18 protein-coding genes are annotated in these 21,227 nt (G+C 74.3%); 8 read left to right on the plus strand and 10 right to left on the minus strand.

Annotated features, from left to right (window positions below):
• Window positions 1–131: 131 nt before the first annotated feature.
• From ACIP5W_RS21400 to ACIP5W_RS21445, 10 genes are read right to left on the minus strand one after another with little or no spacing between them, the layout of a single operon-like run.
• A complete protein-coding gene (locus ACIP5W_RS21400) occupies window positions 132–1,676 on the minus strand; it encodes an ABC transporter ATP-binding protein (protein WP_401475675.1) in 1,545 nt (514 codons plus the stop codon).
• The gene (locus ACIP5W_RS21405; protein ID WP_401475678.1) at window positions 1,673–2,476 is read right to left on the minus strand and encodes an ABC transporter permease; all 804 of its coding nucleotides are present in this window, start codon (window positions 2,474–2,476) and stop codon (window positions 1,673–1,675) included. The genes ACIP5W_RS21400 and ACIP5W_RS21405 overlap by 4 nt, the downstream gene beginning before the upstream one ends.
• The gene (locus ACIP5W_RS21410) at window positions 2,473–3,432 is read right to left on the minus strand and encodes an ABC transporter permease (RefSeq protein ID WP_401476052.1); all 960 of its coding nucleotides are present in this window, start codon (window positions 3,430–3,432) and stop codon (window positions 2,473–2,475) included. The genes ACIP5W_RS21405 and ACIP5W_RS21410 overlap by 4 nt, the downstream gene beginning before the upstream one ends.
• Before the next feature lie 8 nt (window positions 3,433–3,440).
• The gene (locus ACIP5W_RS21415; protein ID WP_401475681.1) at window positions 3,441–5,009 is read right to left on the minus strand and encodes an ABC transporter substrate-binding protein; all 1,569 of its coding nucleotides are present in this window, start codon (window positions 5,007–5,009) and stop codon (window positions 3,441–3,443) included.
• A gap of 60 nt (window positions 5,010–5,069) precedes the next feature.
• Complete coding sequence (locus ACIP5W_RS21420; RefSeq protein WP_401475684.1) at window positions 5,070–5,870, minus strand: class I SAM-dependent methyltransferase; 801 nt, start codon at window positions 5,868–5,870, stop codon at window positions 5,070–5,072.
• Entirely contained in the window at window positions 5,867–7,186 is a 1,320-nt protein-coding gene (locus ACIP5W_RS21425) for an MFS transporter (RefSeq protein WP_401475687.1), read from the minus strand. Before ACIP5W_RS21425 ends, ACIP5W_RS21420 begins: the two co-directional genes overlap by 4 nt.
• Window positions 7,170–8,201, minus strand: coding sequence for a mandelate racemase/muconate lactonizing enzyme family protein (locus ACIP5W_RS21430; protein WP_401475690.1), 1,032 nt, complete (start codon window positions 8,199–8,201; stop codon window positions 7,170–7,172). Before ACIP5W_RS21430 ends, ACIP5W_RS21425 begins: the two co-directional genes overlap by 17 nt.
• On the minus strand, window positions 8,198–9,286 hold the full coding sequence (locus tag ACIP5W_RS21435; RefSeq protein ID WP_401475693.1) for a PLP-dependent cysteine synthase family protein: 1,089 nt from the start codon (window positions 9,284–9,286) through the stop codon (window positions 8,198–8,200). Before ACIP5W_RS21435 ends, ACIP5W_RS21430 begins: the two co-directional genes overlap by 4 nt.
• Window positions 9,283–10,110, minus strand: coding sequence for a Rossmann-like domain-containing protein (locus tag ACIP5W_RS21440; RefSeq protein WP_401475696.1), 828 nt, complete (start codon window positions 10,108–10,110; stop codon window positions 9,283–9,285). Before ACIP5W_RS21440 ends, ACIP5W_RS21435 begins: the two co-directional genes overlap by 4 nt.
• On the minus strand, window positions 10,107–11,363 hold the full coding sequence (locus ACIP5W_RS21445) for an ATP-grasp domain-containing protein (protein WP_401475699.1): 1,257 nt from the start codon (window positions 11,361–11,363) through the stop codon (window positions 10,107–10,109). The genes ACIP5W_RS21440 and ACIP5W_RS21445 overlap by 4 nt, the downstream gene beginning before the upstream one ends.
• 299 nt (window positions 11,364–11,662) lie before the next feature.
• Between ACIP5W_RS21445 and ACIP5W_RS21450 the strand changes: the two genes are divergently transcribed.
• The 8 genes from ACIP5W_RS21450 (at window position 11,663) to ACIP5W_RS21485 (ending at window position 21,219) form a co-directional block, all read left to right on the plus strand.
• Window positions 11,663–13,246, plus strand: coding sequence for a hypothetical protein (locus ACIP5W_RS21450; RefSeq protein ID WP_401475702.1), 1,584 nt, complete (start codon window positions 11,663–11,665; stop codon window positions 13,244–13,246).
• 256 nt (window positions 13,247–13,502) lie between these two features.
• Entirely contained in the window at window positions 13,503–15,191 is a 1,689-nt protein-coding gene (locus tag ACIP5W_RS21455; protein ID WP_401475705.1) for an FAD-dependent oxidoreductase, read from the plus strand.
• A 220-nt stretch (window positions 15,192–15,411) separates the two neighbouring features.
• A complete protein-coding gene (locus ACIP5W_RS21460; protein WP_401475708.1) occupies window positions 15,412–16,089 on the plus strand; it encodes a hypothetical protein in 678 nt (225 codons plus the stop codon).
• Between the two features lie 116 nt (window positions 16,090–16,205).
• Window positions 16,206–16,880, plus strand: a complete 675-nt coding sequence (locus tag ACIP5W_RS21465; protein ID WP_401475711.1) for a class F sortase — start codon at window positions 16,206–16,208, stop codon at window positions 16,878–16,880.
• Between the two features lie 147 nt (window positions 16,881–17,027).
• Window positions 17,028–18,182, plus strand: coding sequence for a SchA/CurD-like domain-containing protein (locus ACIP5W_RS21470; RefSeq protein ID WP_401475714.1), 1,155 nt, complete (start codon window positions 17,028–17,030; stop codon window positions 18,180–18,182).
• A gap of 63 nt (window positions 18,183–18,245) precedes the next feature.
• Window positions 18,246–18,707: a cupin domain-containing protein gene (locus ACIP5W_RS21475; RefSeq protein ID WP_401475717.1), complete on the plus strand. Its 462-nt coding sequence runs from the start codon at window positions 18,246–18,248 to the stop codon at window positions 18,705–18,707.
• Window positions 18,704–19,972 (plus strand): beta-ketoacyl-[acyl-carrier-protein] synthase family protein, encoded by a 1,269-nt coding sequence (locus ACIP5W_RS21480; protein WP_401475720.1) that lies wholly within the window; start codon window positions 18,704–18,706, stop codon window positions 19,970–19,972. Before ACIP5W_RS21475 ends, ACIP5W_RS21480 begins: the two co-directional genes overlap by 4 nt.
• Window positions 19,969–21,219 (plus strand): ketosynthase chain-length factor, encoded by a 1,251-nt coding sequence (locus ACIP5W_RS21485; RefSeq protein ID WP_401475723.1) that lies wholly within the window; start codon window positions 19,969–19,971, stop codon window positions 21,217–21,219. The genes ACIP5W_RS21480 and ACIP5W_RS21485 overlap by 4 nt, the downstream gene beginning before the upstream one ends.
• Window positions 21,220–21,227 lie beyond the last annotated feature (8 nt).

Here is a 21,227-nt window from a genome sequence, read left to right on the forward strand (position 1 = left end):
CGGGTCCCGGTACCGCCGGGCAGGCGCCCCTCTTCGGTGCCGCCGGGTGTCGCCCGGTCTGTGGTACCGCCGGGTGTCACGGGCCGGCCGGCCCGCCCGGCCGGCATCCCGGCCCCTGACCCCCTGCCCCGTCACGGACGCGTTCGCGTCCACGGACGTGCCGCGGTCTCCGTCAGCGAGACGGTGAACGGATGCCGGGGTGCCGTCAGTATCCGCTGCGCCGGGCCCTGTTCGACCAGTTCTCCCGCCTCCAGTACGGCGATGCGGTGGGCGAGGCGCGCGGTGTCCAGGTCGTGCGTGACGAGGACCAGGGCGAGGTCGTCACCGTCGTGCACGAGGCCGGCCAGGAGGTCGAGGATGCCGCGCCGGGTGACCGGGTCGAGGCCGGAGGTGATCTCGTCGCAGACCAGGACCCGGGGCCGGGCGAGCAGGGCGCGGGCGAGGGCGGCCCGCTGGAGTTCGCCGCCGGAGAGGGCGCCGGGCGGGCGGTGGGCGAGGTCCGCCGGCAGGCCGAGGCGGGCCAGGGTCGCCGACGCCTCCGCGTGGGCGGTGTGTTCGTCGGTGCCGCGCAGCCGGACCGCCGTGCGGGCGACCTGCGTGAGGACGGGCCGGAACTCGTCGAACGCGGCGCGGGCGTCCTGGAACACGTACTGCACGGCGGCGAGCCGGTCCCGGTCGCGGCGCCGCAGGCTGTGCGGGAGCCGCGTCCCGTCGAGCAGGATCTCGCCGGTGTGGTCGCGGTGCAGTCCGGCCAGGCAGCGGGCGAGCGTGGTCTTGCCGCTGCCCGACCGGCCGACGACGGCCAGGCACTCGCCGGCGCCCAGCGTGAGCCGTGGGACGCGCAGCACCGTGGTGGCGCCGTGGACGGCGGTCAGGCCGCGGACCGTCAGGACGGGCCGGGCGGCCTCGGCGCCGGTGTCCCGCGGTGGTTCCGCCCGGTTCTCGTCGAGGAGCCGGCGGGTCCACTCGTGCCGGGGCGCGAGCCACAGCCGTTCGGCCGGGCCCGACTCCACGACCCGGCCCGCCCGCATCACCAGGACCTCGTCGGCGAGGGCGCGCACCACGTCCAGGTCGTGGCTGAGCAGCACGACCGCGATGCCCCGGGCCGCGACCGCCGCCAGTTGCGCGACGATCCGTTCCTTGGTCAACGCGTCCTGGCCGGTGGTGGGTTCGTCGGCGACGACGACGCGGGCGCCGAGCAGGAGGGCCTGGGCGAGCACGACCCGTTGCTGCTGGCCGCCGGAGAGCTGGTGCGGATGGCGTCGCAACAGCTGTTCACCGTCGGGGAGTTGGGCGTCGTCCAGAGCGCGCAGGACCAGCTCGCGGGCTGCCGTGCGGCGTTCGGCGCGCGGCAGGTGACGGACCCGGGAGCGGGCGATGTCGTGCAGGAGGGCGCTGATGCGGCGGGCCGGGTTGAGGACGGCCGCGGGGTGCTGGGGCACGTATCCGACGGGTCCGTCTCCGAAGCGGAGCACCTCGCCCGTGACGCGGGCGCCGGGCGGGTACTCCCCCAGCAGCGCGAGGCCGGTGGTGGTCTTGCCGCTGCCGGAGGCCCCGACCAGCGCGGTCACCCGGCCGGGCGGCACCCGCAGGCTGACGCCGTCGACGACGGCCCGTCCGTCGATCTCGACGCGCAGCTCGCGGATCTCCGCCGCGGCGGCGCTGTCGTGGCTCACGGACGTCGTCCCTTCCGTCGCGGGGTCTTCTCCAGGGCGGCGTCGAAGAGCAGGTTCGTGCCCGTCGTCAGCGCCACGATCAGCAGGGCGGGCACCACGACAGCCCAGGGCTGCACGAACAGTCCGGTGCGGTTGCGGTCGACCATGACCGCCCAGTCGGCGGCGTCCGGTGCGACGCCCACGCCGAGGAAGGCGGCCGTGGACACCAGATACAGCACACCGGTCAGCCGGATCCCGGCGTCGGCGGCGAGGGTGCGCAGGACGGCCCGGCCGACGTAGCCCACGGCGATGCGCCACCGGGTCTCGCCCTGCATGCGCAGCGCCTCGACCGCCGGACGGGCGGCGGCCTCGCCCGCCGCCGCCCGCACGATCCGGGCCGCGTCGGGCACGTTCACCACCGCGACGAGCAGCGCGAGCCCGGCCGCGCCCGGCGGGAACACGGACGCCACGAGCAGGATCAGCAGCAGGGACGGTACGGCGAGCAGCACGTCCAGCGGCCGCATCAGCAGTTCCTCCAGGCGCCGCACGTGGGTGAGCGCGGCGGCCAGTCCGACGGGCAGGGCGACCAGGTAGGCCAGGGCGGTCGCGGCGAGCGCGCTGAGGACGACCGTACGGCCGCCGTGCAGGACCTGCCGCCACACGTCGCGGCCGACGAAGTCGGTGCCCAGCGGGTGTCCTTCGCCCAGGGCGAAGGACAGGGAGCGGGGGCCCGGCTCGCCGGCGAGGGCGGGGCCCAGCAGGGCGAGGCCGAGCGGGACGGCGACGACGGCGAGGCCGAGGACGAAGCGGCCGCGGGTCACGCCGCCACCTCCCCGCGGGGCGTCAGCCGGTGGGCCACCAGGTCCGCGCCCAGGTTGAGCAGGACGGTCAGCACCCCGAAGACCACGGCCAGCCCCTGCACCACCGGTACGTCCCGTTCGGCGACGGCGTTGAGCAGGACCGTGCCGAGGCCCGGTACGACGAACAGCGCCTCGACGACGATGACCCCGCACAGCAGCCAGTCGGCGGTACGGGCCAGTTGCTGCACGGCCGGGGCGAGGGCGTTGGGCAGGGCGTGGCCGTAGCGGACCCGGGCGCCGGGGACGCCGCAGCGGCGGGCGTGGGCGGCATACGGCGCGGCGAGGGCGTCGACCATGCCGGCGCGGACCAGGCGGGACAGGGAGCAGACCGGCCGGGCGAGCAGGACGAGCACCGGCAGGACCAGGGCGGCCGGGTGGGCGAGCAGGTCGGTGCCGTAGCCGACGGCGGTCGGTGGCAGCCAGGCCAGTTCCAGCGCGACGACCGTCACCAGCAGGATCCCGAGGGCGAACTCGGGGACCGCGTACACCGCGAGGGTGACGGAGCTGACCAGCCGGTCCACGAACCGGCCCTCGTGGCGGGCGGCGAGCACGCCCAGGCCGAGGCCGAGCGGGACGAGCAGGGCCAGGGTGAGGCAGGCCAGCAGCAGGGTCGGGCCGAAGCCGTCGGCGAGGTGGCCGGACACCGGGCGGCCGGAGGTCAGGGAGGTGCCGAGGTCGCCGTGCGGCAGGCCGGCCGCCCAGTCCGCGAGGCGCTCGTACGCCGGGCGGTCCAGGTCCATGGCCTCGCGGATCGCGGCGATGCGCGCGGGGTCGGGCTGGTCGCCGGCGAGGACGACGGCCGCGTCGCCCGGCAGTGCCTCGGTGAGCGCGAGGACCAGCAGCACGACGGCCACCGTCTGCGCGGCGCCGAGGAGCAGCCGCCGGGCGACGAACGAGCGCAGGCCGCTCGCCTTCAAGCTTTTCGTCACGCCAGCCAGACCTTGTCGAAGCGGGCCCAGTCGAGCGTGTTGGCGGGTGCCGTGGTCTCGACGCCCTTGACATTGCGGGCGGTTCCGATGATCCAGTCGGCGAACCCCCAGACGAGGAAGCCGCCCTCGGCGTACAGACGGCGCTGCATGCGCTCGTAGACGGCGGCCCGTTCGGTCCTGTCGCGGGTGGACTGCGCCTGCTGGTACAGGGCGTCGAAGTCCTCGTGCTTCCACTTGGTGGCGTTGGTGGTGGAGCCGGTGAGCAGGCGCTGCGAGATGTGGGCCTCGATGGGCATGGCGCCGGAGCGATAGCAGCACAGGGTGCCGTTGTCGAGGATGTCGCTCCAGTAGGAGTCCTTGCTGCCCGTCCGCACGTCGACGGTGACTCCGGCCCGGGCGGCCTGGTCGCGGAAGATGCCGGCGGCCTCGGTGAATCCGGCGGCGACGGCCGAGGTGTCCAGGGTGACCTCGAGCTTCTCGGCGCCGGCCTGTTTCAGCAGGGCGCGGGCCCGGTCGAGGTCCTGGGTGCGCTGCGGGAGGCCGTGGGCGTAGTACTCGTAGCCCTTGCCGAACAGGTCGTTGCCGACGACGCCCGCGCCGGACAGGGCACCGTCGACGAGTTCCTGGCGGTCGGCGATCAGGAAGAACGCCTCGCGCACCCGCTTGTCGTCGAAGGGGGCGCGGTCGGTCTTCATGCAGAAGGCCTGCATGGCGCTGCCCCGCAGCCGCACGATGTCGATCCGGCCCTTGCCCTCGTGGGCGCGGGCGGTGGTGGGGCTGAGTTCGTGGGCGTACTCGACCTGGCCGCCGAGCAGGGCGTTGACGCGGGCCGACTCCTCGTTGGCGACGACGAGTTCCAGCTCGTCGAGGTGCGGGGCACCGTCCCAGTAGGCGGCGTTGCGGCGGAAGACGGCCGAGCGGCCCGGCGCGAAGGACGCGAACCGGAAGGGACCGGAGCCGACGGGCGCGCTGTCGAGACCGGTGGCGTTCGCGGGGACGATGTAGGCGCCGAACGCGGCCAGTACGTTGGGGAATTCGGCAGTCGGCCGTTTGAGGACGAACTCGATGCCCCGTGCGCCGGTGGCGCGGCTCGCGTCGAGGTCGATGGGTTCCAGGGACGCCTTCGCCCGGTACGCCTGCTTCGGGTCGGCGATACGGCGGTAGCTGTACAGGACGTCCTCGGCGGTGACCGGCCTGCCGTCGTGGAAGGTGGCCTCGCGCAGGGTGACCTGCCAGCGGGCGAGCGTCCGGTCGGGTTCCCAGGACGCGGCGAGGCGGGGTCGTGCGGAGAGGTCGGGGCCGTGGTCGGCGAGCTTGTCGTAGAGGGCCTTGGCGCGGGCGACGTCGGCGAACAGGTTGGCCAGGTGCGGGTCGAGGGTCTCGCTCGCGCCGCCGCCGGCGAACGCGGCGCGCAGCCGCCCGCCCCTGCGGGGTTTGCCGTCACCGCTGCCGGCCCGGTCGTCACCGGCGCCGTTGCCGCAGCCGACGAGAGCGAGGGCGGCGGCCCCCGTGCCGGCGGCGAGGAGGCCGCGTCGGTGCAGGCCGGGGAAACGTTCGTCATGCATGGCTGTTCCTTGGGGTGGGGTCGGGTGGGATCGAGCGGCGTCGAACGGGACGCGGGCGGCTCAGGAGGCGCTGCTCAGGCGGGCCACGAGGTGCAGACGGTCCCCGTCGGCCGTGGCGCCGGGCATCTCCCCCTCGCACCAAGGGGGTTCGGTGCGCGGGCCCGGACCGTCGTGGAGTTCGAGGACCTCGAAGCCGTGCGCGGCGAGGAAGTACCGCAGTTCCTGCGGGAACAGGAGCCGCCAGGCGGAGTGCTGCTCGACGGGCGGTGTGCCGTCGTCGGCGTCCCACACGCGTACCCGGCGCAGGAGTTGGGCGCGACGGTCGACGGACAGGGTCGTGACGGAGCGGTGGGTGACGCCTCGCCAGGTGAAAGCGTCGGCCCTGGGTGTGTCGAGGAGGTCCGTACGGCCCAGGAGGTACGCGCCGTTGCGCATCTCCGCGACCAGCAGCCCGCCGGGCCCGAGGGCGTGCCGGCAGGAGGCGAGGAAGCCGTCGAGCTGCTCGTTGGTGTGGCAGTACAGCAGGGAGCTGTCCAGGCAGATCACCGCGTCGAAGGCGGCCCGGCCGAGGTCGAAGCCGTGCAGGTCGGCCCGGCGGTAGGCCGGACCCGGGTGGTGGGCGCGGGCATGGCCGAGCATCGCCTCGGAGAGGTCGGCGCCGGTCACGGTGCGGCCGGCCCGGTGCAGATGGGCGGCGTCGCGGCCGGTTCCGCAGCCGATGTCGAGGACCCGCGGACCGGCGTGGTGGCGGCGCAGGCGGTCCTCGGCCCAGCGCCCGGCCAGCCGGTCGGGGTCGGGGAAACGGGCCTCGTAGAGCGCGGGCCGGTCGGTGAGGAGGTTCGTGTCCGTGGGGACCGTCACGCGTTGCTCCTCTCCTCGGACGGACCCGCCGGATCCGCGGAGGCCGCCGGGGCCGCCGCCGGAGCAGCCGACGCCGCGGCAACGGCTCCGGGGCTTCCGGGGCTTCCGGGCAGCGCACCGCGCCGGTACAGCCGTGCCACCCCGGCCGCCGACGCCGGGCCGAGAAGGGCGCAGCACATCCACGGCAGCCACCCGGCGCCGGTCCGCTCACCCGCGTCCATGGCCCAGCCGACGACGGTGTTGCCGATGGCGGCGGCGACGCCCGAGACGACGTAGAAGATCCCGAAGTAGGTGCCGGTCAGCTCGGGGCGGCCGAAGCCGGGTATCAGCTCCATGACGAACGGCGAGGCGATCATGATGCCGAGGTGGAGCAGGAGGGCGCCGAGCAGGACGGGCACGGCGTCGAGCCACCCGTCGGACGAGGGGCCGGACACCGCCGCCGGGGGCAGGAACGCAAGGCCCATCAGGGTCAGCCCGACGGCGATCCAACGGCCCCCGTGGCCGCGCGACTTGAGGGTCCGGGTGACGCGCAGCTGGAGCGTCAGGCCGGTGACCGTGCCGACGAGGAGGACGAGGCCCGCGGCACCGTCCCAGCCGGTGGCCTGCCGGGCGCCGTCGGGCAGCAGCAGGTAGAGCTGGTTCTCCAGGGTGAACATGCCGACCATGGCGAGGGCGAAGCCGAGGAAGGCCCGGTTGCCGGCCGCCTCGCGCCAGTCCGCGAGGACGCCGCCCCCGCTGGGCGGCACCGTGCGCGCGGGCAGTACGAGCGCCTGCGCCAGGGTGAGGACGGCGAAGATGCCGGCGGCGGTCAGCGCGCAGGTGCGGAAGTCGACCAGGAGCAGCGCGCTGCCCAGCAGTGGGCCGATCAGGGCGCCGGTGGTGGCGAACACGTTGAACAGGGCGAACGCCTCCGCCTTGCGCTCCCCCGCCTCCTGTGCGAGGTAGGTGCGCACGGCCGGGTTGAACAGGGCGCCGGCGAGTCCGCTGAGCACCGACGCGGCGAGCAGCACCGGCAGCCCGTCGCCCAGCGCGAACAGCGCGAACCCGACCGTGCGCAGGGCGCAGCCGGCGATGATGACGCCCCGCGCGCCGAGCCGGTCGGCTGCGGAGCCGCCGATGAGGAACAGGCCCTGCTGGCTGAGGTTGCGCATGCCCAGGACGATGCCGACGACGGCCGCCGACAGGCCCAGGTTCTCGCCGAGGTGGACGGCGAGGTAGGGGACGAGGAGGTAGAAGCCGGTGTTCACGCCGAGCTGGTTGACCAGCAGGAGCCGGACGGCGAAGGGGAAGCGACGTATCTCACGCCAGGTCCGCACGGGTCACCCCCAGTCCCGGCAGGTCGCTCGCGCGGACGAAGCCGTCCGTGCCGCCGATGCCGCTCCACGGGTCGTGGGCGAGCAGCAGGTGTCCGTCGAGGTCGGCCCAGCGGGCCCGGTCGGCGAGGTGGACGGCGGGCGCGAGGCCGAGGCTGCTGGCGGTGAGGCAGCCCAGCATCAGCGCGGTGCCGCTGCCCTCGACGGTCTCGGCGACGCGCAGGGCCGCCCGGACGCCGCCGCACTTGGCGAGCTTGACGTTGACGCCGTGCACGCGTCCGGCGAGGCGGCGGGCGTCCTCGATGCCGACGGCGTCCTCGTCGGCGATGACGGGCAGGGGCGAGCGTTCGGCGAGGGCGGCCAGTGTCTCGGGGTCGCCGGGGGCGAGGGGCTGTTCGACGGCCTCGACGCCGAGGTCGGCGAAGCGGGGCAGGAGCGCCTCGGCCTGGCCGAGCGTCCAGGCCCCGTTGGGGTCGAGGAGCAGCCGCACGCCGGGCGCCGCGTCCCGGACGACGCGGACGCGTTCGATGTCGTCCTCGGGGTCGGGGGCGCCGGCCTTGACCTTGATGATCTCGAAGCCGCTCGCGGCGAGCCGCCGGGCCTCGGCCGCCGCGTGCGGGAGGGAGGTGATGCCGAGGGTGCGGGCGGTGGCGGCCACGGGTGGCGCGGGCGTCCCGAGGAGCCGGTGGACGGGAGTGTCCGCGCGCTTGCCCACGAGGTCGAGGAGCGCGGCCTCGACGGCGGCGGTCACCGCCGGCGGCGAGTCGGGTACGACGAGGGGCAGGGCCTCCAGGGCGCTCTCCGGGTCGGCGAAGCGGTCCAGGTCGACGGCGGAGAGGAGACGCAGCAGGGTGCCGGTGTCGAGACCGTAGTACACGCTGGTGACGGCCTCGCCGTGGCCGCGCACTCCGTCGTGCTCCACGGTCAGCCACACGGCGTCGCGGGCGGCCATGGTGGAGCGGGAGATCCGCAGCGGCTCGGCGAGCACGAGGCGTACGGTCCGCAGGTGGGTCTTCACCGGCTCCCCTCCTGGGCGGGGAGGGCGTGGAGGGGGTCGGTGACCCGGGTGCAGCGTGCCCAGCCGGTCGCCTCGGCGGTGTGCGGGTGCGGTATCTCCACGGGCCGGGTGGCGGCGGTGGCGGGGTCGAGGCCGTGCGCGGCGGTGAAGTCGTCGTCGTAGACGGTGCCGAGGTAGCGGTGCGGTCCGTCGGGGAAGACGGTCGCGACGACCGCGCCGGGGTGCACGCGGGCCGCCCAGGCGGCGACGCGGGCGACCGCGCCGGTGCTCCAGCCGCCGGTGACGAAGCTGCCGCGGGCGAGTCTGCGGCAGCTGTCGACGGCCTCGGCGGGGCCGATCCAGTGGACCTCGTCGAAGGCGTCGTAGGCGACGTTGCGCGGGTGGATGCTGCTGCCGAGGCCGCGCATCAGGCGGGGGCGGGCGGGCTGGCCGAAGATGGTGGAGCCGGTGGCGTCGACGCCGATCAGCCGCAGCGCGGGCCAGTGGCGGCGCAGCGGCCCGACGACGCCCGCGCTGTGGCCGCCGGTGCCGACGCTGCACACCAGGATGTCCAGATGGTCGAGCTGGGTGGCGAGTTCGGCGGCGAGGGAGGCGTAACCGGCGGTGTTGTCGGGGTTGTTGTACTGGTCCGGCCAGTAGGCGCCGGGCAGTTCGGTGAGGAGTTCGCGCAGCCGGGCCAGGCGGGCGGCCTGCCAGCCGCCCCGAGGGGCGGGCCGGTCGGCGATCTCCAGGCGGACGCCGTGGGCGCGCAGCAACTGCCGCATGGACGGCTCCAGTTCGCGGTCGCCGACCAGGACGACGGGATGGCCGAGGGCCTGTCCGGCGAAGGCGAGGCCGATGCCGAGCGTGCCGGAGGTGGACTCCACCACCGGTGCTCCGGGGCGCAGTTCGCCGCGTTCGCGGGCGCCGAGGAGCATGGACACCGCGGCCCGCGCCTTCATCCCGCCGGCCGAGAGCGCCTCCAGTTTGGCCCAGAAGCCGGGGTGGGCGCCGGGCAGGTCGGCGGTGACGCGCACCACGGGCGTACGGCCGAGCAGCGCCAGGAGTTCCCGGCGCGCATCGGGCAGGACGGCGGTCGTCGTCATCGCGCGCCTCCCGGACAGCCGTAGCGGTGGACGGTGCCCGGCCCGCCGTCGAGCCAGAAGAAGGGGTAGGGCTCGGCGCACACCGCGCTCACCCCGTGGCCGAGGAAGCGGGGCAGGACGGCGCTGCCGGTCTGGGCGAACGCCACCAGTTGCTTGCCGTGCGCCAGCGCGTGCCGGCGCAGGGGGTCGAAGGTGCCGTTGCCGAGCGTCATTCCGGAGACCAGCAGGGCGTCGCAGCGGCCGGCCGCGGCGAGCGCGTCGGTGAGGACCGGTTCGCCCCACTCGGTGGTGCCGCCCTTGAGGTCGCTCGGCAGGTACCGCAGTCCGCGGGAACGGAGCGCTTCGAGCAGGGAGTTGACGACACCGACGACGAGGACCGTCGCCCCGGCGGGTAGGTCGAGCAGGTCGACGACGGCGCGGGCACGGGCGCGGGACTTCGCCAGGGAGGATCCGGCGGGCAGCGGGACCGGCCGGGCGCCGTGCTCGGGGGTGTGCGGGGTGACCCGCATGAGGTAGGCGTCGAGGGCGGCGACCCGCACCGGCGGCAGGGGGTGACGCAGGAGCCGGGCCACGTCGGCGCCGACGCAGTCGTCGAGGACGCCGTCCGGCAGTTCTCCCGGCTCGACGGCGCAGGAGCCGACGGCTTCGTCGAGGCGGAGGCTGAGCACCTCGTTGCGGTAGCCGGTGCCGCGCCCGTCGTGGCGTACCGCCTGCCGGGTGGTGAAGGCGACGGCGATCCGCAGCGTGGCCGGGTCGGGGCCGAGGACGCCGCCGCGGACGCGGTCGACGAGGTCGTCGTAGGCGGGGAAGGCCGCGGTGGTCATCGGACCACCAGTCCCACGCGCAGCCCGGTCAGCAGGTCCTCGACGCGGGCGCGGGCGCCGGGGCCGCGGGTGTCGGCGGCCATGACGTGCCCCAGGTACTCGTTGTTGCTGCCCGCCGCCCGCACCGCCCGGCCGGGCTCGGCGAGTTCCACCTCGAGGACGCCGTCCGCGTCCCGGACGGCGGTCGCGTCGAGCGCCTCCAGGGTGCCGGCGCGGTCCGGCACCAGGAAGCCGATGGCGGCGCTGCGCACTCCGGTGTCGCGCGGCCGCAGGTCGGGGGCGCGGCCGAGGGCTACGTCCACGCACGCGGCGGCGAGGTCGACGCCGGTGACGTGGCGGACGAGTTCGGTGATGCGGTTGCCGGCCGGGCGGGGGTTGACCTCGACCACGCGGGGTCCGTCGGGGGTCAGCTTGATCTCGGTGTGCGCCACGAGCCCGTCGGTCAGGCCGAGGGCCTTGAGCGCGCCCAGGGCGGTCTGTTCGGCGGCCTCGGTGTCGGCGGGCGGCAGGTCGGCGGGGAACATGTGGCCGGTCTCGATGAAGGCGGGTGCTCCGCCGACGCTCTTGTCGGTGACGCCGACCACCTGGACCGCGCCCGCGTACGACACCGTCTCGACGCTCACCTCGGGTCCGTCCAGCAGTTCCTCCAGCAGGACGGCTGGCGACCGCCGCTGCCCGCGGGCGTTCACCGGGAATCCGGCCAGGGCCCTTACGGCGTCGGCGAGTTCGCGCTCGTCGTCCACGCGGCGCACGTACATGCCGGCGCACAGGTCGACCGGTTTGACGACCAGCGGGTAGCCGATCTGCCGTGCCGACCGGGCGAGGTCGGCCCACTCCTCGTGCAGGGCGAAGCGCGGGCCGGGCACCGCGGCCTCGGCGAGGACGCGGCGGGTGGCGTCCTTGCGGCAGGCGTTGCCGACCGCTTCGGGGCCGGGGCCGGGCAGGCCGAGGCGGTCGGCGATGCGGGCCACGGCCGGCAGGTAGTAGTCGCAGGAGGTGAGGACGCCGTCGAAGCGCAGGGCCGCGTGGAGCCGTTCGGCCTCGGGGAGCAGGGTCTCGACGTCGTTGGTGTCCGCCGTGATGACGTTGCGGGCGCCGAGCAGCGGGTGCGCCGTGCCCTCGGGGGCCGAGCGCAGGTAGTGGTGCAGGTCGCGGGTGAGGAAGGTGAAGGTGTGCCCGCCCTCCCCGATCGCCCGGGGCAACAGCCTGCTCATCGATCCGACCCAGCTCTCGACCATCAGCAGATGAGCCACAGTTCCCCTTTTCCAGCGACGGGTTCGGACGTCGGGGCAGCCCGGCGAAGCCTCACCGGAGGGGAGGACGCCGAGCCGCGCGCACCCACACGCTATCGATAACCATTTTCATTTTCTAGTCCTGTCGACGCCCGGTCACCCGCGTCGAGCCGGGCGTCGCGCGGACGACCCTCCATCCGCTGCAGCACGTCGGTCTTTGCGGGCGCGGAGGGCGCCCGTCACCTCTGTCAGCCGGGCAACGGCACCCGTAGACTGACAAGTCATCGAAGTTCGGGCGCTGTTGATGGGGGAGGACAGCCATGTCCGGAGATCAGTACGGCATGCACGACCGCGGTTTCCACGTGCCACCCATGCCGTCGGCGCCGCCGCCGGCGCCGCCCGCGCCACCGGACGGCGCGCGGGCCGTCGCGGTCGCGGTGCTCAACCTCGGCGGCCTGGGCCTCGGATACGCGCTGCTGCGCCGGTGGGTGCTCATGCTGCTGTGCTGGACCGCCACCGCCGTGCTGCTGCTCGTGGCACTCCCGGCCGACCCGGACGGCGTCCCGGTCGCGGCCCTCCTGCTGTACGCCGTGTTCCTCGCCGGGGTCGCGGCGCACGGCGCGCTCGTCGGCCTGCGCTCCCGCGCGGCGATCGTGCAGCGGGCACCTCTCGCCCTGCTGGTGGGCCTGGTCCTGCTCGCCGTACCGGCCGGTGGCGTCGTGCTGTACGACGACGCGCGGGAGGAGGCCACGGAGCAGATGCTCCTCGACCGCCTCGACGAGGCCGACGAACTGGTCACGGCGTCCGGCAAGAAGGACTTCGGCAGCGGCCGGGCCGGCTACCGCAAAGCGCTGGAGGCCTACGAGGACCTCGGATCCGGCCACCCCGGCTCGCGCGCCGCCCAGCGGGTGCCCACCCGGATGAAGACCTTCTACACCACGGTCGCCGCCCCGTACGAGGACGCCGACTACTGCACCGCGATAGCGCCCCTCACCTACCTGCGCACGGTCCCCGAGGCGATGCCCTCGACCGACCTCGGCAACCTGGAGAAGTGGCCCGACGACCGGCTGGCCACCTCCCTGTACGAATGCGCCTCGCGGGGCCTGGCCTCCGACCGGTCCACCTGGGCGTCCCAGTTCGGCGAACTGCTGACCACCTTCCCCGACTCCGACCAGGCCGCCAAGGTCCAGCCTGCCGTGGCCGCCGCCGTCACCCGCGAGGTCAAGGGCCTCTCCGGCGCCGAACCCTGCACGGCGGTCGAGCGGCTGCGCGACCTGGGCGCCGACATCGCGGACCTGCCGGGCGACGAGGCGGGCATCGAGGCCGCCCTCACCAAGGACGCCGGACGCGCCACCAGCAGCGCCGACTCGGGCACGTACACCTGCGGGGTGGACCAGTACCGGGACGGCGACTTCGAGGCCGCGCAGACGACGATGGACGAGTACGTCTCGGCGCACAGGACCGCCAAGAACGCGGCCCGGGCGAAGAAGATCGCGATCGGGGCGGAGATCGCCCAGACCCTGCCGGCCGCGGGCAGGACCCTGCCCACGACACGGTCCGGCGGCAGCATCTCGGTCACGGTGAAGAACGACAGCCCCGACGAGGTCACCGTCCTCTACACCGGCCCGGTGACGGGCAGCCTCACCCTCAAGGCCTGCGGCAGCTGCAAGGCGTACTCCCTGGGCAGCACCCTCACCCCCGGCTTCGAGCCGTGCAGCGGCGGCAAGAACTACCCGCAGCGCACGATCAGCCTGCCACCCGGCACCACCTACTTCGTGCACAAGTCGGCGTCGAGCAGCTCCTCCACCTCCTCCACGCCCGCCACGGACACCGCGAAGCTGGAGTCCGGCTACATCTACACGGAGTGCGCCTACACGACGAACTCCCTCGGATCGGGCATCTGAGCGACCTGTACCAGTCTCCGGAGGGCCGTCGTGAACGGCCCGGACGGACCCCGCGAGGGCCGTCGCCGCCGCCGGGCCCGTCTCCCCCGGCGCGCGCGGCGGCCCTCGCGCACGCCGGGGCTCCGGCCACCGCGGTCACGCACCGTCAGGCGGGTGAAGCCTGGGCCGCCGTTCGCCGGGCGGGGCATGCATGACAGTCCCGGCCGTCCGGCCGCAAACGGCCGTGTCGGCGGACACGACGTGCTGGAGACACATCATGAACCAAAGAACCGACCAACCGGGCGGCGCGATCCACCGCGTCCCCGTCCTGATCGTCGGCGGCTCCCTCGTGGGCCTGTCGACCTCACTCTTCCTGGGCCGACTGGGGGTGGGCCACACCCTGGTGGAGCGCCATTCCGGTACCTCCCACCACCCCCGCGGACGCGGCAACAACGTCCGCACGATGGAGCTGTTCCGGGTGGCCGGCGTCGAGCCGGCGATCCACCGGGCCGCGGCCACCCTGGCCGACAACCACGGCATCCTCCAGGCGCGCGACCTGGTCGACGACGCGGGCGAGTGGCTGGTCAAGGACATCGACCCGGGCGGCGGGCTGGCCCGCTTCAGCCCGAGCTCCTGGTGCCTGTGCAGCCAGAACGACCTGGAGCCGGTCCTCCTCGACCACGCCACGACGCTCGGCGGCGACCTGCGGTACTCCACCGAACTGCTGTCGTTCGACGCCGACTCCGACGGTGTCACCGCGCTGGTCAAGAACCGGGAGACCGGTGAGCACACCAGGATCCGCGCCGACTACCTGGTCGCCGCCGACGGTCCCCGCAGCCCCGTCCGCGAGCAGCTCGGCATCGGCCAGAGCGGCCCCGGCGAGCTGTTCAGCAACGTCAGCATCACCTTCCGGTCCCGTCTCCTCGCCGACGTGGTGGGCGAGCGCCGGTTCATCGTCTGCTACCTCACCAGCCCGGACGGCGACGGCGCGCTGCTGCCGGTGGACAACCGGGAGAACTGGGTCTTCCACGCCCCCTGGCACCCCGAACGCGGCGAGACGCTGGAGGACTTCACCGACGAGCGCTGCGCCGAGCACATCCGGCGCGCGGTCGGCCGGGCGGACCTCGACATCGAGATCACCGGGCGGGCGCCCTGGCACGCCGCCCAGCGCGTGGCCCGCGGCTACCGCTCGGGCCGCGTCCTGCTGGCGGGCGACTCGGCCCACGAGATGTCCCCCACCGGGGCCTTCGGTTCCAACACCGGTATCCAGGACGCGCACAACCTGGCCTGGAAGCTGGCGGCGGTGCTCGGCGGCTGGGCGGGTCACCGCCTGCTGGACTCCTACGACCTCGAGCGCCGCCCCGTGGCGGAGGCGACCAGTGCCCGTGCCGCGGTCCGGTCGGCCGAGCACAGCCACCCCGGTTTCGCCCCGCCGGCGGGTGCGGGCGGAGGCGGGGGCGCAGGCGGGGGCGGGCCGCAGCGCGGCATCCTCAACGTGGCGCTCGGCTACCGCTACCCGCAGGGCGCCGTCGTCGGCACCGACCCCACCTCGCCGGTGGTCCCGGAGAAGCTCGCCCTCGACGGCGCCCCCGGCACCCGGGCACCCCACCTGTGGGTCCGGCACGAGGGCAGGCGGCTGTCCACGCTCGACCTGTACGAGCGGTCCCTGGTCCTGCTGAGCGACGGCGACGCCGGGACCGACGGGCCGAACGACTGGCACGAGGCCGCCGTCCGGCTGGCCGATGAACTGTCCGTCCCCCTCGTGTCGTACCGCGTGGGAACGGGACCCGACGCCGCGCTGGTGCCCGAGGACGGCGCGGACTGGCGGGAGCGCCACGGCACGGCGGGCGGAGGTGCCGTCCTGGTGCGGCCGGACGGGTTCGTCGCCTGGCGCTCGCCCGGCCCGGTCCCGGAGCCCGAACCGGTGCTGCGGCGCGTCCTGACCACGGTGCTCGCCCTCGCCTGACCGGTCGTCGGATGCCGTAGCGGCGTCCGCGGGCCTGGGCCGGCCTCCCCGGGGAGGCCGGCCCAGGCCCTTCGTCGTTCCCCCGGATGCCGCCCGCCCTCACCCGGCTGAGCGCCTCGAGTGGTGGGACCCGGCGCAGTGGCTGACGGTGGATCACGTCGGGGCCGGGTTCTCTCAGCTGACGAACTGCCAGCTGCCCGGCCGACGGAAGGACCCTCATATGCGCTCAGCACGCATGATCCTGGCCACCGCGGCGGCCTCGGCCGCCCTCGCCCTCGCCGCGCCCGGTGCGTACGCGGCGGGTGGTGACTGGGAGAGCGACGACTCCTCCTACAGCAAGGAGCAGGACCACGGGAGCAAGGACGACTCCTCGTACGGCAAGGAGAAGGAGCAGGACCACGGGAGCAAGCACGACGCGCCGCGCGGCGGCATGCACACGGGTGGCGGCGCGCTGACCGCGGTCACGGCCGACGACTGGGGCACCTCGCGCGACCCCAAGCAGGACCCGGAGACGCAGAAGAAGGACAGCGAGCACGGCAAGGACTCCTCCTCGACCAAGGACGGCGAGGAGAAGGAGTCCTGGACCAAGGAAGGCGAGGAGAAGCCGCACGGCGGGATGCACACCGGCGGCGGCGCGCTGACCGCGGTCACGGCCGACGACTGGGGCACCTCGCGCGACCCCAAGCAGGACCCGGAGACGTACAAGAAGGACAGCGAGCACGGCAAGGACTCCTCCTGGACCAAGGACGGCGAGGAGAAGCCGCGCGGCGGAATGCACACCGGCGGCGGCGCGCTCGACACGCCCGCCACGACCGCGGGCGGCATGGCCGTGCTGGCCGTCGCCGCGACCGGCCTGTACGCCGCGCGCCGTAAGAAGTCGGCCGCCGGCCTGGCCTGACCCGTGCCGGGCGACATAGCAGCCGTGGCCGCCACCTGAGCTGGACGTGGCGGCCCGGCTCGCTTTCCGCCCCCGCCCGTCCCGCTGCCGCGAACCAGCTAGTGAGGTCACCTCGGATGGCTGTCCACTCCTCCGCCTCCTCCGACGGGCCGGCACCGGCCCGTCAGCCCCGCCGGGGCCTGATCATGCTGTGCGCCGGGGGGCTGCTGCTGCTGGCGGTGCGCCTGCTCGGCGACGACACCCCGCAGGCGGGCGCTCCCAGTCCGCCGTTCGACCCGCAGTCCGCCCCGCGGGCCGCCGCACCGGCCTCACCCGGCGCCGGGCCGGTGGGAAAGCCCCTGCCGCGGTCCAGCCCCGTGCGGCTGCTCATCCCGAAGATCTCCGTCGACGCCCCCTTCACCGACCTCGCCATCGGCGCGGGCGGGCAGCTCCAGGCCCCACCGCCGCACGACACCAACCTGGTCGGGTGGTACGCCAAGGGCGCCTCACCCGGTGAGACGGGCACCGCGATCATCGCCGGGCACGTCGACACCGCCACCTCCGCGGCCGTCTTCGCCGAACTGGACGAACTCAAGAAGGGCGACGTCTTCCGCGTGCGGCGGGCCGACGGGCGTACGCCCGTCTTCGTGGTCGACAGCGTCGAGAAGTTCGACAAGGACCGCTTCCCCAGCCGGCGGGTCTACGGGGACACCGCCGACGCCCAGGTGCGGCTCATCACCTGCGCGGGCGACTACGACCGCACGGTCAAGGACTACACGGAGAACCTCGTCGTCTTCGCGCACCTCAGGTGACGGAACCTCACACGGACGAGGGGAGCCGGTCACCCGCCCAGTCCCTCCCGGTCGCGCACCGGTCCGGACCGCCACAGGATCAAGACACGCTCACGTCGCCTCACCGCGGCCGAGGTTCCGCCTCGCTCCCCGAAGGAGATCCCCACGATGACCACCACGTCCGCCCCCGCTTCCGAACAGCTGACGCGCCAGGTGTCGCAGCGCGTCTCCCAGTCCGTCTTCGACGGCTCCCACCTGCGGGTCATCCTGCTGGTGGACGTCTACGACGGGGCCCAGCAGCAGTTCCTGGAGGCGTACGAGCAGCTCTGCAACCAGATCGCGGCGGTCCCCGGCCACGTCAGCGACCAGCTGTGCCAGTCGATCGAGAACCCCTCCCAGTGGCTCATCACCAGTGAGTGGGAGAGTGCCCCGCCGTTCCTGACCTGGGTCAACAGCGAGGAGCACGTCCGGATGGTGCAGCCGCTGCACAGCTGCGTGCGGGACACCAGGTCGCTGCGGTTCCACGTCGTGCGCGAGACGGGCGGCCCGGCCGCACTGGCCGAGCCCGGCGAGCGCCGGCTCCAGTCGTCGCCCCGGATCGGCGACGGCGTGATCCGGCACGCGCTCACCTTCACGGTGAAGCCGGGCAGCGAGGAGGCCGTCGCGAAGATCCTCAGCGACTACGCCTCGCCGGAGCCGCAGGTCGACGAGACCACCCGCCTGATCCGCACCTCCCTCTTCATGCACGGCAACCGGGTGGTGCGGGCCATCGAGGTACGGGGCGACCTGCTCGCCGCGCTGCGGCACGTCGCCCGGCAGCCCGAGGTGCGGGCCGTCGAGGAGGCCATCAACCCCTACCTGGAGCAGGACCGCGACCTCGACGACCCCGAGTCGGCCCGGGTCTTCTTCACCCGTGCGGCGCTGCCGGCCGTCCACCACGTGTCGGCGGGCGAGGAGCGGCAGGACACCGTACGGCACGCGCTGTACTACCCGGCGCGGGAAGGCGGCGGTCTGCGGATGGCCGAACTCCTCGCCCAGCAGGACGAGGAGGCGGCGGACGACCCGCGCAGCCCGGTGCTGCGCAGCACGATCTTCCAGCGCGACGACGTCGTGGTGCGCCTGGTCGACGTACGCGGCGGAGACATCGACGCCGGTCAGGTGCTCGGTCTGACGGACCCGGCCCGGACGGCGGAGCTGACGGCCCTGCTGGACGCCTCCGCGGTCGGCGTGGACGCCTCCGCGCTGCGGGACGGGGCCGCCGACCGTCTCCTCACCCTCGCCCGCATGGAACTCGTCACCGACCGCCGCTCGCCCGACGCCTGAGCCGTCCGGCAGGCGGGGCGCAGGCCGCCCACGCCGACACAGCACACGAAACGGAGCAACGTCGTGATCACATCCCGTCCCAGAATCGTGGACCTCAGCGAGGTCGAGCCCAACACCCGGCGCGGCGGTGACCTGCGCGCCATGCTCACGCCCACCACCTCCGGCGCCACCAGCGGTTTCATGGGTGTGGCCATCATCCAGCCGGGTGACCGCATCGGCGAGCACTACCACCCCTACTCCGAGGAGTTCGTGTACGTGGTGTGCGGGCAGCTGGAGGTCGACCTCGACGGCGAACCGCACCCGCTCCAGCCCGAGCAGGGGCTGATGATCCCGATGCACATGCGGCACCGCTTCCGCAATGTGGGCAAGGTCGAGGCGCGCCTGGTCTTCCACCTGGGCCCGCTGGCGCCGAGCCCGCCGCTCGGCCACGTCGACACGGAGGAGACCGAGCCCGTCGCCGTGGCGGCGGAGGGCGCCCACGGCGGTGCGGTCCGCACGGCCGGACGCCGGCAGGCCGGTTCATGAACAGGCGGGTGGCGGTCACCGGCATAGGCGTCGTCGCTCCGGGCGGCATCGGGGTGCCGGCGTTCTGGGACCTGCTGTCCCACGGACGCACCGCGACGCGGGGCATCACCTTCTTCGACCCGGCGGGCCTGCGGTCGCGCATCGCGGCCGAGTGCGACTTCGACCCGGCGACGCACGGGCTGGACGCGGAGCAGGTCGCCCGGTGCGACCGGTACATCCAGTTCGCCCTGGTCGCCGGGGAGGAGGCGGTGCGGGACTCCGGTCTCGACCTGGGCCGGGAGAACCCCTGGCGGGTGGGGGTCTCGCTGGGCACCGCGGTCGGCGGCACCACCCGCCTGGAAAACGACTACGTGCTGGTCAGCCACGGCGGACAGCGCTGGGACGTGGACCACGGCCGGGCCCGGCCGCACCTGCACCGCGCGTTCTCGCCCAGCACGCTGGCCTCCACGGTGGCGGAGCGGTTCGAGGCGCGCGGGCCGGTGCAGACGGTGTCGACGGGCTGCACCTCCGGGCTCGACGCGGTCGGGTACGCCTTCCACACGATCGAGGAGGGCCGGGCCGACATCTGCATCGCCGGCGCCTCGGACTCGCCGATCTCCCCGATCACCATGGCCTGCTTCGACGCCATCAAGGCCACGTCGTGCAACAACGACGACCCGGCGCACGCCTCGCGTCCCTTCGACGCCAACCGTGACGGCTTCGTCATGGGCGAGGGCGGTGCGGTGCTCGTCCTGGAGGAGCTGGAGCACGCCAGGGCCCGCGGTGCGCACGTCTACTGCGAGCTGGGCGGCTACGCGACCTTCGGCAACGCCTACCACATGACCGGTCTGACCAGCGAGGGCCTGGAGATGGCGCGGGCCATCGAGGAGGCCCTCGGCCACGCCCGGGTCGACCCCACGGAGGTCGACTACGTCAACGCGCACGGCTCGGGCACCAAGCAGAACGACCGGCACGAGACCGCCGCCGTGAAGCGGGTCCTGGGCGAGCACGCCTACGGCACGCCCATGAGTTCCATCAAGTCGATGGTGGGGCACTCCCTGGGCGCGATCGGCGCGATCGAGGTCGTCGCCTGTGTGCTGGCCCTGGCCCACCAGGTGGTGCCTCCCACCGCGAACTACGAGACCCCGGACCCCGAGTGCGATCTGGACTACGTGCCGCGTGAGGCGCGCGAGCGGAAGCTGAACAGCGTGCTCTCCGTGGGCAGCGGGTTCGGCGGTTTCCAGTCGGCGGTGGTCCTCAACCGGCCGAGGGAGAGGGAACGATGACCGAACCCCGTCCGCGGCGTGCCGCCGTCACCGGTATCGGTGTGGTCGCGCCCAACGGAGCCAGCACCGAGTCCTTCTGGAAAGCCACCCAGGAGGGCATCAGCGCCCTCGGCCGGGTCACCCGCGAGGGCTGTGAACACCTCCCGCTGCGTGTGGCGGGCGAGGTGCGGGAGTTCGAGCCGGCGGCGGCGGTCGAGGAGCGCTACCTCGTCCAGACCGACCGGTTCACGCACTTCGCGCTGGCCGCGGCCGACCTCGCGCTGGAGGACGCCCGTCTCGGCCAGGCCGACACCGGTGACGCACCGTACTCGGTGGGCGTGGTCACCGCGGCCGGTTCCGGCGGCGGTGAGTTCGGCCAGCGGGAGCTCCAGCAGCTGTGGGGCAAGGGCAGCCGCTTCGTCGGGCCGTACCAGTCGATCGCCTGGTTCTACGCCGCCAGCACCGGCCAGGTCTCCATCCGGCGCGGCTTCAAGGGGCCGTGCTCGGTCGTCGCCTCCGACGAGGCCGGCGGACTGGACGCCCTGGCGCACGCGGCACGGGCGGTGCGACGCGGCACCGGGGTGATCGTGGCCGGCGCGACCGAGGCGCCGCTCGCCCCGTACTCGGTGGTGTGCCAGCTCGGTTACGAGGAGCTGAGCACCGGCGACGACCCCGAGCGGGCCTACCGTCCGTTCACGGAGGGGGCCTGCGGGTTCGTGCCGGCCGAGGGCGGCGCCATGTTCGTCGTCGAGGAGGAGTCCGCTGCCCGGGAACGCGGGGCGCGGGTGCGGGCCACCCTCGCGGGGCACGCGGCGACGTTCACCGGCGCCTCCCGGTGGGCGCAGTCCCGGGAGGGTCTCGCGGAAGCCGTCCGTGCGGCCCTGGCGGACGCCGGGTGCGCGCCGGAGGAGATCGACGTGGTCTTCGCCGACGCGCTCGGCGTGCCGGAGGCGGACCGTGCCGAGGCGCTGGCCATCGCCGACGCCCTCGGCGCGCACGGCAGGCGGGTGCCGGTCACCGCGCCGAAGACCGGGACCGGCCGCGGCTACTGCGCGGCGCCGGTGCTGGACACCGCGGCGGCGGTGCTCGCCATGGAGCACGGCCTGATCCCGCCCACCCCGCACGTCTTCGACGTCTGTCACGACCTCGACCTGGTGACCGGCCGGGCCCGCCCCGCCGAACTGCGCACGGCGCTGGTGCTCAGCCGGGGCCTGATGGGGTCGAACTCGGCGCTGGTGCTGCGGCACGGCGCCACCGGCGCCTCGTGACGAGGCGC

The sequence above is a fragment of the Streptomyces sp. NPDC088766 genome (assembly GCF_044750845.1).
Lineage (GTDB): Bacteria > Actinomycetota > Actinomycetes > Streptomycetales > Streptomycetaceae > Streptomyces.